Origin of the sequence: Bartonella sp. MM73XJBT.G, from assembly GCF_028618435.1 — a bacterium.
Lineage (GTDB): Bacteria > Pseudomonadota > Alphaproteobacteria > Rhizobiales > Rhizobiaceae > Bartonella.
In genome coordinates, this window is record NZ_JAQISW010000002.1 from 171502 (window position 1) to 185558 (window position 14057).

The 14057-nt window shown below is 37.8% G+C and carries 9 protein-coding genes; 4 read left to right on the plus strand and 5 right to left on the minus strand.

From position 1 onward, the window contains the following. Positions 1 to 187: 187 nt before the first annotated feature. Entirely contained in the window at positions 188 to 2296 is a 2109-nt protein-coding gene (recG, locus tag PVV59_RS02090) for an ATP-dependent DNA helicase RecG (RefSeq protein ID WP_273754254.1), read from the plus strand. Positions 2297 to 2698: 402 nt separating this feature from the next. Here the strand turns inward: recG and glmS are convergent, their stop codons facing one another. The 5 genes from glmS to PVV59_RS02115 form a co-directional block, all read right to left on the minus strand. Beyond that, entirely contained in the window at positions 2699 to 4522 is a 1824-nt protein-coding gene (gene glmS, locus PVV59_RS02095) for a glutamine--fructose-6-phosphate transaminase (isomerizing) (RefSeq protein ID WP_273754256.1), read from the minus strand. 173 nt (positions 4523 to 4695) lie between these two features. Then, on the minus strand, positions 4696 to 6060 hold the full coding sequence (gene glmU, locus PVV59_RS02100) for a bifunctional UDP-N-acetylglucosamine diphosphorylase/glucosamine-1-phosphate N-acetyltransferase GlmU (RefSeq protein ID WP_273754258.1): 1365 nt from the start codon (positions 6058 to 6060) through the stop codon (positions 4696 to 4698). A 14-nt stretch (positions 6061 to 6074) separates the two neighbouring features. Then, positions 6075 to 6881, minus strand: a complete 807-nt coding sequence (locus PVV59_RS02105; protein WP_273754349.1) for a cytochrome c biogenesis CcdA family protein — start codon at positions 6879 to 6881, stop codon at positions 6075 to 6077. A 25-nt stretch (positions 6882 to 6906) separates the two neighbouring features. Then, the gene (locus tag PVV59_RS02110; protein ID WP_273754350.1) at positions 6907 to 7890 is read right to left on the minus strand and encodes a carboxypeptidase regulatory-like domain-containing protein; all 984 of its coding nucleotides are present in this window, start codon (positions 7888 to 7890) and stop codon (positions 6907 to 6909) included. 40 nt (positions 7891 to 7930) lie between these two features. Further along, the gene (locus tag PVV59_RS02115) at positions 7931 to 8254 is read right to left on the minus strand and encodes an iron-sulfur cluster assembly accessory protein (protein ID WP_273754259.1); all 324 of its coding nucleotides are present in this window, start codon (positions 8252 to 8254) and stop codon (positions 7931 to 7933) included. 111 nt (positions 8255 to 8365) lie between these two features. Between PVV59_RS02115 and PVV59_RS02120 the strand changes: the two genes are divergently transcribed. From PVV59_RS02120 to PVV59_RS02130, 3 genes are all read left to right on the plus strand, one after another. Next, positions 8366 to 9568, plus strand: coding sequence for a deoxyguanosinetriphosphate triphosphohydrolase (locus tag PVV59_RS02120; RefSeq protein WP_273754260.1), 1203 nt, complete (start codon positions 8366 to 8368; stop codon positions 9566 to 9568). A gap of 30 nt (positions 9569 to 9598) precedes the next feature. After that, positions 9599 to 11356 carry an arginine--tRNA ligase gene (gene argS, locus PVV59_RS02125; RefSeq protein WP_273754262.1) on the plus strand — a complete coding sequence of 586 codons (1758 nt, stop codon included), beginning with the start codon at positions 9599 to 9601 and terminating at the stop codon, positions 11354 to 11356. A 151-nt stretch (positions 11357 to 11507) separates the two neighbouring features. After that, a complete protein-coding gene (locus PVV59_RS02130; protein WP_273754263.1) occupies positions 11508 to 14033 on the plus strand; it encodes an SPOR domain-containing protein in 2526 nt (841 codons plus the stop codon). Positions 14034 to 14057: the final 24 nt, after the last annotated feature.

Sequence of the window (14057 nt, forward strand, 5' to 3'; positions counted from 1 at the left end):
GAAGAAAAATATACCTCATATAAGCCCTTTAATTTTAGTATTCTTTTATTGTATTTCTCATTAAATATTCATTTTTCTTCCTAACACTCAATAAAGTTAATAAAACAATTTTCTCTTTATGAATTTATCCCCAAAAAAGCTCTTCTAAAGGTCTAGAAAAAACAAAAAGAGCAGGTTAAATTTCCTCATGCCTCCAAGTCTTCTTACCCCTCTTTTTAATTCTATTCGAACCCTTTCTGGTATTACACCTAAAGTCTATGGCTTACTGACAAAACTTTTAAATATTAATCCAACACAACGTGAAGCAACCCTTATTGATCTTCTTCAATTGATGCCCCATTCTGTTATAGACCGCAGAATGCGTCCCAGCATTGCTCATGCAAAAGAAGGAGAGACTGTTACGCTAGAAATTGTCATTGATCAACACCAGCCTCCACCCCGTGGTCATAATCGAATTCCCTATCGTGTTATTGCCCATGATCAAACAGGAAAAATAAATTTAGTCTTTTTTCATGCTCAGCCTCTTTGGCTCAAAAAACAACTCTCTGAAGGAAAAAAAGTCATTGTATCAGGAAAAGTTGAATGGTTTAATGGGCAACTTTCAATGGCCCATCCCGACCATATAATCCCGAGCGAACAATCAAATCAGATTCCTCTCATTGAACCTGTTTACCCCTCTACCGCCGGACTCGCCCCAAAGACGTTAAGACGTGCTATACAAAACGCTCTCGATTTTATTCCTCTTCTTCCAGAATGGATAGATGAAAATGTTAAAAAACAGCAAAATTTTTCTTCCTTTTCTGTTGCTTTACGCCGTATCCATGCCCCTATTAATCCCGATGATCTAGCTCTAGAAAGTACAGCACGTAAACGTCTTGCCTATGATGAACTCCTCGCTTGCCAATTGGCGCTAGGTCTTGTGCGTTTGAAAACCAAATCTCTTGTTGGAATTCCTCGACCATCAAAGGAAATTTATACGAAAAAATTGCTTAATGTTCTCCCCTTTCAGCTCACAAAGGGACAGATAAAAGCAGTGGAAGACATTGCCAATGATCTTTCTTCACCAGAACCGATGCTAAGATTACTTCAAGGCGATGTAGGCGCAGGAAAAACAGTCGTGGCACTGATGGCAATGGCACAAATTGCTGAAAATTCAGGGCAATCAGCTTTAATGGCCCCCACAGAAGTGCTTGCTCGGCAACATTTTGCCACCATTGCCCCTCTTGCCGAAAAGATAGGCTTACAAACAACACTTTTAACAGGACGAGAAAAAGGAAAATTGCGGACAAATATTTTGAATGATATTTTGTCAGGTCAAGTTTCTATTGTCATTGGAACCCATGCTCTTATACAAGACAGCGTTACTTATAACAATCTCGCCTTAACCATTATCGATGAACAACACCGTTTTGGTGTGCATCAACGTATTGCCCTTACAGAAAAAGGCAATAAACCGGATATGCTGGTCATGACCGCCACGCCCATTCCCCGCACACTTGTCTTAACAGCTTTTGGTGACATGGATGTATCCAAAATTACAGAAAAACCAATGGGACGACAACCCATTACAACAGCAATGCTTTCTTTAAAACGTATGCATGAACTTATAGAACGAATCGCAATTGCACTCGAAAAAGAAGAAAAACTCTATTGGATTTGTCCTTTAGTGGAGGAATCGACAGCTCTTGATCTCACTTCAATTGAAAATCGTTTTGCGTTTCTTCATGAGCGCTTTGGAGCACGTGTTGGGATGATCCATGGTAAAATGTCTACAGCAGAAAAAGAAGCAGCTATGGCATCTTTTAAATGCGGAAATACACGTATTTTAGTTGCAACGACCGTCATTGAAGTAGGCGTGGATATTCCAGATGCTTCGATTATTATCATCGAACATGCAGAACATTTTGGCCTTTCACAATTGCACCAATTGCGTGGACGTGTAGGACGAGGCGATAAAAAATCTTCCTGTATTTTGCTCTATAAAGATCCACTCACCAAAACAGCGGCAAAACGCCTGAATATTATCCGCAATACAGAAGATGGTTTTGAAATTGCCGAAGAAGATTGGCGCTTGCGAGGCGAAGGAGAACTTTTAGGAACAAAACAATCTGGAGTTCCTGAATTTCATATAGCAAATCTTGCTGTTCACAGTGATCTTTTGTCAATAGCAAGAAAGGACGCACGCTTATTTTTACAACGTGATCCTCATCTTTCTTCTGAGCAAGGACAAGCTTTACGGTTACTCCTTTATCTTTTCGGACACAACAACGCTACACGCCTCTTACGAGCAGGATAATGATAGAAAAGAACCTTTGGTAAAAAATAAAAATACTTCCCATGCAAATAGGCTACTCTTTCTTAGGATCATTCATAAATGATCTAACACACTCCCTACAGCATTTATGCTTCATGAAAGAATCAAAAATCAACAGCAGCATCTTCTCTCACAATCTGGATGACTCTTGCATTAAAGGAAGAGAAGCATAATATGTCCTTTTGAACTTCGTCTTCATACATCTAATCCATTTTTTGATCGTTTAAGAAAATATTTTTTATTCTTTTATTAAGGATTTGGAATGAAAAATCCTATCTTTGGTATTTTCTTTCAACTGAGAAAAATGGAAGAAGAAATTATCATTATAAATCAATTTATTACACATGATTATTTTCTTAAAGTTCAGAAATATACAATCTATTTTTATTCAACGGTGACTGATTTTGCTAAATTACGCGGTTGATCAACATCTGTTCCTAATAAAACAGCCGTATGATAAGCGATTAACTGAATGGGGAGCGCATAAATAATAGGAGCAATAAATTCTGGAACAACGGGCAAAGTAATCGTTGATAAAGTCTTAAGAGAAGCTGATTCTGCTCCTTTTTTATCGGTTATCAAAATAATACGACCATTGCGCGCTCCTACTTCTTGCATATTAGACAAAGTTTTTTCAAACCAGCGATCATAAGGAGCTACAACAATAACGGGGATTGTCTCATCCACCAGTGCAATTGGTCCATGCTTCAACTCTCCCGCCGCATAACCTTCAGCATGAATATAAGAAAGCTCTTTCAGTTTAAGGGCTCCCTCCAAAGCAATCGGATAAGAAGTTCCACGTCCCAGATAAAGAACACTTTTTGCATTCACCAAATCACGACAAAGAGCTTCAATTTTTCCTTCTAATTTTAAGACCTCATTTAAAATACGAGGAACTTCTGCCAATTGTTGAACCAGTTTCTGTTCCATTTGAACCGTGAGAGAGCCACGTTGTTTAGCGGCGCTAAGTGCGAGTGAAGCAAGTGTTGCCAATTGACAGGTAAAAGCTTTTGTTGAAGCAACACCAATTTCTGGTCCGGCTAGTGTTGGGAAAATAAAATCAGCCTCTCTTGCCATTGTGGATTGCTCAACATTCACAATTGTTGCTGTTTTTACACCCCGCTCACGACAATAACGTAAAGAAGCTAATGTATCTGCTGTTTCACCAGATTGAGAAACAAACAGCGATAACGCATCAGAGGTTATAGGAGGCTCACGATAACGAAACTCCGAAGCAACATCATTGTCAACACTTAAAGCGGCGTATTTTTCAAACCAATAGCGTGCAACTAAAGTTGAATAATAAGCCGTTCCACAACTCGCAAAAAGCAGTTGATGAATATTTTTCCAATCAATCAAATTTTCAAAAGATCGAACGGTATAATTTCCAAGATCAAGATAATGCGCCAAATTATGAGAAATCACTTCAGGTTGTTCAAACATTTCCTTGTGCATAAAATGACGATGATTACCCTTAGAAATCAATAAAGCCCCTTCAAGTAATGTTGTCATAGAACGTTTTACCGGTTGATTGTCTCCATCATAAATTGTGACGCCTTCTCGTGTGAGAACAGCCCAATCTCCATCTTCCAAATAGCTAATATGATCAACGAATGGAGCCAAAGAAATAGCATCTGATCCCACAAAAAATTCATCTTTTCCATAACCAATTGCCAACGGTGGACCAGACCGAGCCGCAATCATAAGGTTATCTTCACCTTCGAAAATAAGAGCAAGTGCAAAAGCCCCCTGCAGCCTTTTCCAACTGGTACACATAGCTTCTTGCGGAGAAAGACCACTTTTTAATGCACGCGTTATTAAATGTGCAATAACTTCCGTATCCGTCTCTGTTTCAAAGATATAACCATCTTCGATGAGTTCTTTTTGCAATTCTACAAAATTTTCAATAATACCATTATGCACAACCGCAAGCTTTTCGGTTATATGGGGATGTGCATTGCGTTCAACAGCAACGCCATGTGTTGCCCAACGGGTATGCCCAATCCCTAAATTTCCCTTCAGGGGTGTTTTTTTTAATTTTTCTTCTAAATGAACAAGCTTACCCTCAGCACGTACACGATAAAGATGCCCATTATAAACTGTTGCCACCCCAGATGAATCATACCCTCTGTATTCAAGACGTTTTAACCCCTCAAGCAAAGAAGATGCAACACAGCTCTTTCCAAGAATTCCAATAATTCCACACATTCAAAAGCTCCAACCCATATATCTTAAGGATTTAAATCTCATAAAACAATCTAACAGCCTTTATTTAAACGATAAATAATAAAATAATTTAAACATGGAGTACGGCAATCTTTAAGAATAATGCTCCTCTCCATCGTTAGATCGTACAAAACAAAGAAATAAACTGAAAATGGTCACTTTTTCTGTTTGTTTTTTGACAAGTTGTTCTCTAACAAACGCGCCCGAAATTTTGTTGCATAGCCTTCTTTTATAACCTGTCGTGCACGCCCAAAAGCCATACTGTTCATAGAAATATTTTCAGTAATAACACTTCCTGAAGCAACATAAGAACCATCCCCTATCACCAATGGAGAAACAAGCGCCGTATTAGACCCAACAAAAGCATGATCACCAATCGTAGTTTTATATTTGTTAAATCCGTCATAATTGCATGTAATCGTACCGGCCCCAATATTAGTATGTTCACCAATTTCGGCATCACCAATATAACTTAAATGATTAATTTTAGAAAATTCTCCTACCTTAGCTTGTTTGATTTCACAAAAATTTCCAATCTTTACGGATTTAGCCAACTCTGTTCCAGGACGCAAACGTGCATAGGGACCAATCTGTGCATCTTGACCCACCACAGCACCTTCGAGATAACTAAATGCATGAATCACAGCACCAGATTGTACTTTCACGCCCAATCCAAAATAAACATTTGGTTCTATAACCACCCCCGGTTCAATTTCTGTATCATAAGAAAAATAGACTGTTTCTGGTTTTAAGAGTATAACACCTGATAACATTAAATCACGCGCTTTACGTTTTTGCCACAAAGAATCAGCCTCAGAAAGCTCAAAACCGTTGTTAATTCCTACAATATTTTCAAAAGGAACTTCAACAACACGTACATCTAATCCTTCACGGGAAGCAAGAGAAGCAATATCGGTTAAGTAATATTCCTTTTTCATATTGTTATTATCAACCTTCTCTAAAAGAGGAAGTGCATGTTTTCCACGTATAGCGAGTATTCCCCCATTGCAAAAAGAAATCTTTTTTTCTTCATTGCTCGCATCTTTTTCTTCAACAATTGCGATCAATTGACCATTTTTCTCGAGAAGGCGCCCATAACCTGTTGGATCTTGAGTATGAAAACCTGCAAAAACAACATCTGCTCCATCAGCAAGCTGTGCACGCATTTGACGCAAAGAATCTTGCTGAATGAGAGGCGTATCCCCAAAAACAATGAGAATATCATCCACTCCCTTTTGCAAAGCTAAACGAGCTGATAAAACAGCATGCGCCGTTCCTAAACGCTCTTTTTGCTCAAAAATCATCACATCTTTTACAAATGACTGAACAATATGTACAACCTCTTGAGCACCAAATCCCACAATGACAGCCAATTGTGAAGATCCTGCCAATTCTATTTGTTTTAGAACATGGCATATAAGAGGCAATCCAGCAATTTTATGAAGCACCTTAGGGAGAGACGACTTCATACGCGTTCCCTCACCTGCAGCAAGAACAATAGAAAGACAACTTCTAACCATAAAAACACATAAAACTAACGAGAAAATCCAAAAAAGTTCATAATATCGTAGAAACGAATATCTTCAACATAACTCAATGAAGGGTAATGTTCTAAAAGCCAAAACGAAAGGTCCTGCATAGAGCCTGTTAAAAACAAAATTCCAGTAAGAATAAGAAAAACACCAATAATTTTTTCAACTTTCCCTAAATGAATACGAAAAGCTGCTAAAAACCGCATAAAACGACTGGAAAATAAAGCAGCCAATACAAAAGGAACAGCAAGACCTAATGCATAAACTGCTAATAGAATAGCGCCCTCACCAACAGTTTCTTTTGTTCCAGCAAGCGTTATAATAGGCCCTAAAATGGGGCCAATACACGGTGTCCAACCAAAGGCAAAAGCTAACCCAATAACATAAGCTCCTAAAGGACCAGCAGGTGTTTTATGAGTCTGAAAACGCGCTTCACGAAATAAAAACGAAATTTTGAAAAGCCCTAAAAAATTTAAACCAAAAATAATAATGATTACCCCAGCAGCAAGTGCAAACCAATCACGATAATAACCAATGAATTTACCAATTGTACTTGCACTAGCACCTAAAGCAACAAAAACAGTGGTAAACCCAAGAACAAAAGCGATAACAGAAGACAATAAAGCCCACCGTATAAAGACTTTCTCATCACGTTTTTCTGACCGAAAATCATCAATACCAATCCCGGCCATATAGCATAAGTAAGGAGGAACTAATGGCAAAACACATGGCGACAAAAAAGAGAGAGCCCCCGCAAAAAATACACCAACTGTTGAAATTTCAATCAAAACGCACACCCCATCTTTCATCACGGTTTAGTTCTATGAACAACGATCAATCTATATCTTCATCAATTCGTTGCATATTTTGTTCATTCGCCACCACGCTTATATCTTCATCATGACCAGAAACGACAGAAAAAACCTTTTGATAAATTTTATCTTTATTTTTAGCAATGGCAATATACTCTCCCTCGGCTAATACGAGTGAAACATAAGCCCCAACTGTTTCATAAACAATATCACCAGAATCATTAGCAAGAGACCAACTTGTATCTGCAAGCGCTTCTCCTCCTTCTTGTCGTACCAGTTTTAATACAATTTGAGCGGCCTGATGTTCAAGAGTAACTTCCGTTATTTTACCAGCCTCTACTTGAATATCCGAACGCACCGTCGCATTAATGGAGCCATAATGAGAAGCAACATGGTAGCGGCCAGCTTTTAAACGCACAACAGATTGAGGTTTAACGTTTGATAAAATTATCCCCGTATCATCATTTTCTTTTTCATCCTCATAGATCGTGAAACGTAATTCCTTTCTATTGATTTCACCATTGAGCAGTGTCGCATTTAAAATAAGTCCACCTGCCTCAAGATAAAAACTTTTCACAAGACTCTGCCCATTTTCTAGACGAATATAGCGCACAGCACTCATATGACCAAATGAAACATGAACAAGGTAGCTTCCTGATTCGAGATCAAAACGCGCACTTCCCCCCTTATAGCTTGCCACTAATGGTAATTTATTATCAATCCCTAAAATAGGGGCATAAACCCGCCACACAAGCCCTTTTTCAATATCTTGACGGCTATTTGTTAATCGAGCATTCAAAATGAGTTGTGCTTGAGATGCTAAACTCTCTTTTTCCTGCTCTTGGGGCTTTAGAATGAAACTCCGTGATGGTCCCTGCTGCTGATCTACTCCTTCTTCACAAAAAGCATAGTGGCTCCAGATCAATAAAGTAAGCACCACGCATAACCGCACACATCGGTGCACTGTTTTTATAAGATTAGCCATTTTTACATTGTTGACCAACATGATATTTTTTTCAAGAAACAATATAACAAAGTCCCCACTCTCAAATTGAAAAACTTACACCACAACCACATGATGAAACAGCATTGGGATTATGAATCTGAAAAGACTGCCCCATAAGATCATCAACAAAATCAATCTCAGCTCCTTCCATGAAGGGAATCGATAGTGAATCAATAAGTACAATTGCCCCATCTTTTTTGAAAACGAGGTCATCTTTACCCATTTCAGAAACCAAATCATATTTATAAGAAAAACCAGAACACCCCCCTCCTTCAACAGAAATACGTAAGGCTATTTTATCGGGTTCACGCAAAAGTATCTGTACAATTTGCTGAGCAGCAGCATCTGAAATTTTCACATTCATTTTATATATCCTTGCATTAAACCACCAAGAAAGAGTATCTCACACTATTAAAGAGAAAATTTATTCATCATAAACCACTCTCAATTTTAAGATGATAATGGACAGCTTGCAATGGATATAGGCACGATCAACTTCAATTACCAATCTCGAGCGCTCTACAGTGCTCACCCGCAAACAAGCCGTGGCCGATTATTCCATGAAATGATGAGCTCTACACGTTCACCCTTTCAACGAGATAGAGATCGTATTATCCATTCTAATGCATTTCGACGTCTTAAACATAAAACGCAAGTTTTTATTGCAGATGAAAGCGATCATTATCGTACCCGCCTTACCCATTCCATAGAGGTTTCCCAAATTGCACGAACCCTTGCTCGGGCTCTGTATCTTGATGAAGATCTTGCCGAAGCCATTGCTCTTGTACATGATTTTGGGCACACACCCTTTGGCCATGCAGGAGAAGAAGCTCTCAATGAAGCCATGGCTCATTATGGCGGCTTCGACCATAATGCACAAGCCTTACGTATTGTTACAAAACTAGAACAGCGCTATGCAAATTTTGATGGACTTAACCTTACATGGGAAACCCTCGAAGGACTTGTAAAGCATAACGGGCCTCTTTTAGGTCCTCACGCGAAGAATAAAGAAGTTCCCACCGACATTTTACAATACAATGCAAAGCAAGATCTTGCACTCGATTGTTTTGCAGGACTAGAAGCGCAATGTGCTGCGATTGCAGATGATATCGCATACAATGCCCATGATATTGATGATGGTTTACGATCGCAATTTTTAACCCTCGATCAATTTGAACAAGTTTCACTAACAGCAGCCATCTTAAAAGATATAACCGATGAGCATCCCCATCTCGACCAAGCACGACGCAGTTACACACTTGTACGAAGACAAATCACAACCATGGTCGAAGATGTTATCAAACAATCACATAAAAACTTAGCACGCATCAAACCAACCAGTATAAACGATATTTACCAAGCAAAACAAACTATTGTTACCTTTTCACCATCAATGACCGTTTACGAAAAAGAACTAAAAAACTTTCTTTTTAAAAATCTTTATTATCACGAACAAGTTCTTAGTCGTCGCAATACAGCAAAATGCATTGTACAAAAATTATTCAATTGTTATTATGAAAATCCAAATACAATGCCTGAAAGTTGGTGCAAAAAAACAGTGCACTTAAAAAATCAAGAGTTAGCACGTCTGATTGCTGACTTTCTTTCAGGGATGACTGATCATTATGCTTTACGTGAATATCACCGTTTATTTGACCATACAGATCATTTCGTTTAATGGCTTTTAGCATCATTATGGAAGCTCAATATGAACATCTTTAAAAACTTCGAAAAAAAAATTAAAAAATCAATTGAATTATCTGATATAAAAGAAAAAAGTAGAGAAGATCTAGATTTAACAAAAATCACCGTTGATCCCCCACGTGATCCCTCCCATGGTCATTTATCAACCAATGCTGCTATGGTGCTTGCAAAATCTATTGGGATGGGGCCCCGCGCTCTTGCCGATAAAATCATAGAACTGCTTAAAAATGATTCCTCTATCGAGAATATTGATGTTGCCGGTCCTGGTTTTATCAACATCAAGCTTACAAAATTATTTTGGCAAGATGCTGTAAAATCCATGCTTGAATTAGGTCTTTCTTATGGTCGCATCCCTATAGGACAAGGAAAACGTGTCAATGTTGAATATGTCTCAGCAAATCCGACGGGCCCTATGCATGTAGGACACTGTCGCGGAGCTGTTGTTGGGGATGTTCTCTCTAATTTGCTACAATTTACGGGCTATAACATCACGAAAGAATATTATATCAATGATGCTGGTCAACAAATCGAAGTCCTCGCTCACTCCGTACTGTTGCGCTATCGTGAAGCTCTTGGACAAAAAATTAATGAAATTCCAGAGGGGCTCTATCCTGGAGAGTACTTGATACCATTAGGTCAATCATTGGCTCAAGAGTTTGGTGATCAACTCCTCATCATGGATAAAGATAAAGCCTTATCTATTGTGAAAGAACAGGCAATTCAGGCAATGATGTTCATGATTCGCGAAGATTTGGCGGCTCTTAATATTTATCATGATATCTTTTTTTCTGAGCGAATGCTTTACGCAGATAATGCCCGCGCTATTCGTAACACCATTAACGACCTCACTTTAAATGGTTATATCTATAAAGGAAAACTCCCCCCTCCCAAAGGACAAAATATAGAAGATTGGGAACCAAGCGAACAAACTTTGTTTCGTTCAACAAATGTTGGTGATGACCAAGACCGTGTTTTGATTAAATCCGATGGTTCTTACACTTATTTTGCTGCTGATGTTGCTTATTTTCGGGATAAATTTAATCGTCATTTTGATGAAATGATTTATATTTTAGGTGCAGACCATGCTGGCTATGTAAAGCGACTAGAAGCCATGGCAAAAGCAATTTCTGGGGATAAAGCCAGACTAAGTGTTTTCTTATGTCAATTGGTAAAACTCTTTCGCAATGGTCAACCTGTGCGCATGTCAAAAAGAGCAGGATCATTTGTCACTCTAAGAGATGTTGTTGAGGAAGTTGGTCGTGATCCAGTGCGTTTTATGATGTTATACCGCAAATGCGAAGCTCCTCTTGATTTTGATTTTGCAAAAGTAACAGAACAATCAAAAGATAACCCTATCTTTTACGTACAATATGCAAGTGCACGTTGTCACTCAGTCTTTCGTCAAGCACAAGAAGTGCTTCATATTGAGAGTTTTTCAGAGGACATATTGATCCCCCATCTTCATCGACTAACAGATGACAATGAAATATTATTAATACGCAAACTTTCTGAATATCCGCGTATCATTGAACAAGCGGTCATTCATAAAGAACCCCATCGATTAGCGTTTTATCTTTATGATCTTGCCTCCTGCTTTCACACACATTGGAATAAAGGGAGCGAAAATCTCAATTTACGCTTTATTCAGCCTAATGATAAAGAGTTATCCTTTGCAAGATTGGGCTTGATACAAGCTGTTATCAATATTTTATCATCAGGACTTAGCATCATAGGAGTCGAGGCCCCAATAGAAATGCGTTGAAAAAGTTCTATAAATACATACAATAGATACTTTATTGGTAAACTTTTTCATGTATCCTTGCATGAGAGGGGGAAAATTTATAATTTTAATATAACAAATCAAAATTAACCATTGATTGCACGTGAGTGCAAATCATTATGTGAGAAAAGCTATGAGCGATAACGATCGCAAAAATCCGCACGAAACAAAACACGATCATGAACACCATGATCCTTTAGAAAGACTTACGCGCATTTTTAATCCGACCAAACAAAGCGGAAACCAAAATGAGCACTCTTCTTTACAGACAGATCGCTCGACATCTCATTCCAAAACATCATCCCCTGATGATGATTTTGATTTGTCTTTCCTAGAAGAAGAACTTGAAAATAATTTAACACACGACTTACCGTTTGATGATCAAAAAAAGCAATGGAACTTGCATGCAACCAGCGACGCAAGAGCCTCAGATATTGCACAAACTGATTCTTTCAACCATTCAAAACAAAATAATTTATCTGAAGAAAAATATTCTTCACCGACCAGTCATGATGAAGAACAAATTTTAGACGCGCTTTCTCCATTACCAATCCAAAAGAATCACCAAAAGAATCAATTGTCTCAACAGAAAAAAACAGCAACAAGTGCTCATTCTTTTTTTGAAAAAAGAAATTTTATCTCACAATCAGAATCAGAAAATTTCTTTTTTAATGAATCTGAAAGACTCGAAAATAAGAAAGATGAGACAGAAACTGTTGAAAGAACCAATCGTTTTTCACAAACGACCTCACAACAACCTGAGACTTCGAATGTACAAAAAACTTATGATGATAATCAAAACTTCTATGATCCTTCCAGAAACCATCCCTATAACATTTCAGCGGATCAAGAAAATTTACCCCAAAAAAATTATACGGATGTTTCCTCTTCTCCGGAAGCAAATAAGTCTTTTTCATCTTCTAACCTTGTGTCAGAAAGACAAAACACAGCAAAAAATCAGACAACAAGTGGCTTCTCCTCCCCTTTGGATTCAACACACGTTGACAGACAATCTTATTTAGAGGGATCTTCACAAGAAGATCATACAAACAATTATCCCCATTTTTTTGAAGAAAATCCTTCACAACAAGAAGCTTACAGTGAAAAAGTTCCAACATATAATGAAGCTCAAACCCAATACATCAATAAGCCTGAAAATGTCTCTAACCCAAACAGAGAAATTTCATATAACCAAAATAATTTAGACGAGTTTTTTTCCTCATCAAAACCTCTTAATACAAAACAAACAGAGAGCTTTTTTGCCCATAACTATACACACAGAGATACTCCCCCACCCAATGTTGATACTTATAAATTTTCGGAAGAAATCGTAGAAAAAACTGGTCCTATTATGGTTCCAGAAGTCCCGTATGAAGCCCCAGAATATGATGTACCAACAGGTGGTTTGGAAGAAGAATTTGCAGATGTACTCAATGTAGGACATGTTCCAACAGATAATTTTTCTCAAAAACAACAGAAAAATGAAACTTTCAACGAAGTTTTTCATCAAACTATGCAAAATTCAAAAGAAGGGATTTATATAAATTCTAAAGAGCAAAATGCCGACTATTTTTCTGATGCCAATATCGAATATAATTCTCCCTCTTTGAGTGAGAATTCACTATACACAGGGTCAGATGGAATCCCTACGCCTCCATCAGCACCTCCTCCCCTTAAAAGTTCTATTTTGAGTAAAGTTTTCATCAAAGGTATTTTTCTTCTTATTTTAGTAGCCATTGGGTTTACTGGTTATTATTATTTTTTCATGTCATCACAGAAAAATGAAGAAAGGGTCATTATCCACGCTGATAATACACCTTTTAAATTCAAACCAGAAACAACTGAAACGAAAAATGATGTTGCCCATAATTTAGATGTCTATAAACAAACAACTGGGCAGAATGACAAACAAGAAAATACACAACAATTTCTTATCGATAGCTCTGAGCAACCTGATAACTTAGAGGGATTAAATCCAGAAGAGTCTCCAAATGTTTCATCATCTTCTTCGACTAAATCTGATGTTGAGGATGCAGTCACTGAAGCTATCCATCATACTATTCCAACGCAAGAAGTAAAAACCGTTATTGTCAATCAAGATGGTACAATTACACTGGCTCCTGTACATCAAACAGAGAGTAAAACTGCTGCTCAATCCATTGATCAAATTCCTGACGATCTTCAAGAGTCATCCGCTGTTTTGTCGCATAATTCCGATAAAAAAGACCAAGAAAGTGATTATGATCTCAAAAATAATATTGATAAAATAATCGCTGAAAATACTTCTGATGCGAATATTGAGAATATTGAAGAAAAATTTATCCCAATTCCTTCCCATGCAGAGAGAAATGCAGAAGTCGAAACGCACACCGCCACTCGCCCCACATCAGAAAATAGAGTTTTACCACAAAATTCAGAGAGTTATTATGTACAACTTTCCTCTCAACCAACGCATGAGTTAGCTAGAGATTCTTTGAAAAATATGAAATCCAAATTTGGATTCATTATCGGGTCTCGTCCTTTAAATATTCAGTCGGCTTTTATACCAGGAAAAGGAACCTATTACCGTGTCCGTATTCAAACGCAGAACCGTGATGAAGCTATAATCCTTTGTGAAACCATTAAAAATTCTGGTGGAAATTGCTTCGTAACACGCTAAACCAATCATGTAACGGTTGTTAAA

Bases quoted from the DNA above. Each gene is read 5' to 3' on its own strand.
- recG (WP_273754254.1), top strand. From the start codon at position 188: ATGCCTCCAAGTCTTCTTACCCCTCTTTTTAATTCTATTCGAACCCTT.
- glmS (WP_273754256.1), bottom strand. From the start codon at position 4,522: ATGTGTGGAATTATTGGAATTCTTGGAAAGAGCTGTGTTGCATCTTCT.
- glmU (WP_273754258.1), bottom strand. From the start codon at position 6,060: ATGGTTAGAAGTTGTCTTTCTATTGTTCTTGCTGCAGGTGAGGGAACG.
- PVV59_RS02105 (WP_273754349.1), bottom strand. From the start codon at position 6,881: ATGAAAGATGGGGTGTGCGTTTTGATTGAAATTTCAACAGTTGGTGTA.
- PVV59_RS02110 (WP_273754350.1), bottom strand. From the start codon at position 7,890: ATGTTGGTCAACAATGTAAAAATGGCTAATCTTATAAAAACAGTGCAC.
- PVV59_RS02115 (WP_273754259.1), bottom strand. From the start codon at position 8,254: ATGAATGTGAAAATTTCAGATGCTGCTGCTCAGCAAATTGTACAGATA.
- PVV59_RS02120 (WP_273754260.1), top strand. From the start codon at position 8,366: ATGGATATAGGCACGATCAACTTCAATTACCAATCTCGAGCGCTCTAC.
- argS (WP_273754262.1), top strand. From the start codon at position 9,599: ATGAACATCTTTAAAAACTTCGAAAAAAAAATTAAAAAATCAATTGAA.
- PVV59_RS02130 (WP_273754263.1), top strand. From the start codon at position 11,508: ATGAGCGATAACGATCGCAAAAATCCGCACGAAACAAAACACGATCAT.